This window comes from Peribacillus sp. NPDC056705, from assembly GCF_043656335.1.
The window spans coordinates 1-2,320 of record NZ_JBHTYI010000110.1 but is presented as its reverse complement, the minus strand read 5'-3'; the positions used below and the strand labels follow the sequence as shown (position 1 = coordinate 2,320).

The following is a 2,320-nucleotide window of genomic DNA, read 5'->3' as shown; positions in this document are numbered from 1 at the left end:
AATGAATCCGCTAATAACTTGATCTCCCCGGTATCGTGATGGCAGATGAAAACCTCCCCTGCTTGATCGATGAAAATCGGATCACCGGATCCATTCATAGAAACGACATAACTGGTCTGCAAAACCTCTGCAAAGGCAAGTTCCTTGAATTGCTCTCGGAACCCCAGCGTCAAATCGACAACCGTTTCATTTCCGAGACTTGAGCCATTCGAGAAAGCATGTATGGCCAGACCTGCATATGCTCCCCCAAACGTCTTGATAAAGTGTACGTAGGCCTCATGAAAGTTTACATTCAGCCGTTGTTGTGCCTTCGCAATTTCCTCTAGGCTCGCCGGAATGCCTACGAGTGTGCTATTACCTTCCCGCTGAAGAAAGTTCTTTAATCTCTCCATTAACGCATTTTTCAAAGGTTAATCTCCTCCCTGCCCATACTGTTTTCAGAATATCCGTATTGATTTTTTTGTAACCGATTACAAGAAGAGAACCGCATGTATGTTATTTTTCTTGACGGGTATCCAAATCTCCTCTGTCATTACCCTGTCATGCCATAATACATCTCGAAACTAGCCCTTCAACCTGCATTTTGCGCGGAATTTAGAATCATTTACTGGTATAGAGGAATTTTTTTGCTATAAAATACTTTATTTAGATAGAGGAGAAGGTTATAATATATTTCAGGGAAAAATTCCCTTTTTCTCTACTGTAAAATGTAATCGTTTTCTTTGGCGTGTATTCGCAAAAATATGAAAACGGATCCATGCTATGAAAGGGGTGATTGGAACTGAAATGACAGGCAAGATAAGGGCAAGAACCCTTTGAAAACAATCAAGGAGGCTGAAATGATGAAGAAAAAATGGCTTAGCAAGATCATCGCAATCATACCGATATGTGCCCTGATCACCTCTATTGTCATCCCTGACGGCATAGCAAACGCAAACCCTTGGAGAAGCTCACTGTACCCCGCGAATTGGACTCCCGGGTACCAGGACGCTCAAGGCCGGTTTCTGCAAGACTTTAGCTATGCAGGCTACTGGCGGGGCGAGAAGAACATTCCCACCAACCCGCCAGGAGCCACTTATAATGCCGTAACCCAATACGGTGCGGACCCAAGCGGCGTCGCTGATTCCACCAATGCCATACAAAATGCTATTAATGCTGCAGGTACCGCAGGCGGAGGTATCGTATATTTGCCTTCAGGCACTTATAAGGTCAGACCGCAAGGGTCCAGCAACAGCGCGATCTGGATCAACAGAAACAATGTGGTGCTCCGGGGCGCGGGCAAATCGTCTACCTTTATTTTCAACGACTCTACCAGCATGCGGGACAAAGCCGTGGTACGTGTAGCGCCCATTAACTCAGCAGACTGGTTCTCCCCTACGAATACACCTACCTCCATCCGCAGTGATATTCAGACTCAGTCCACAAGAATTCCGGTCAGTAGTGTAAGCGGATACAATGTTAACGAGTTTATCATCGTCCGCGCCGATGCCTCCGATGCCTTCATCGCCGAGCACAGAATGAGCGGTCTGTGGAATTCTTCTTTAAGGGGGCAGACCTTCAATCGGCAGATCGTCGGTATTGAAGCGTCCACCAACACACTGATCGTAGACATCCCAATCCGGTATACGCTTAAGACAAGGGATAACGCCCGCGTCTATAAGATAGGTCAAGCTATCACCGAGGCAGGTATAGAAAATCTCTCCATCGGCATGAGGCAGCATACGGGATCGGGTTGGGGCGACACGGACTTCAATAGATCAGGCACAGGCGCTTATGATGTCCACGCCTCCAAAGCTGTCACCTTCTCTCATGCCAGGAACAGTTGGATGGACAACGTGAATTCCTACAGGCCAAGCTTCAACGGATCTGATATTCATTTATTGTCCCATGGGGTGGTAATCAACCAATCCCGTTCCATCACCATCCAGAACTCCCATCTCCAAAAGCCTCAATATCGGGGTGAAGGCGGTAACGGATACTTGTATCATGTTCAAGGCGGCGATATCCAAAACTCTGCGGCCACCAACGCTAGACACAGCTTCACCATGTCCAGCATGTGGACAAACGGCAACGTCTTTTTTAACAACACGTCCAATTACCCTCGTCTCGCTTCCGACTTCCATATGCATCTATCTGTAGCTAACCTGTTCGACAGCATGAAGATGAACGGGGATTATCTGGAGGCTGTATACCGGCCATATGGAACCGTTCAGCACGGCTGGACCACGAGCCAATCGGTGTTTTGGAATACAACCGGAAATGCATACCAATCTGGCCAATCCGCTATTGTGAAATCGAGGCAGTGGGGCCAAGGCTATGT

At 47.5% G+C, this 2,320-nt stretch carries 2 protein-coding genes; one reads left to right on the top strand and one right to left on the bottom strand.

The window, feature by feature from the left end:
* On the bottom strand, positions 1–407 hold a 407-nt coding region (locus tag ACFRAK_RS27875), incomplete at its 3' end, for an SMI1/KNR4 family protein (protein ID WP_394573015.1).
* A 432-nt stretch (positions 408–839) separates the two neighbouring features.
* Here ACFRAK_RS27875 and ACFRAK_RS27870 point away from each other — a divergent pair.
* The coding region (locus ACFRAK_RS27870) for a glycosyl hydrolase family 28-related protein (RefSeq protein WP_394573014.1) at positions 840–2,320 on the top strand (1,481 nt) is incomplete at its 3' end.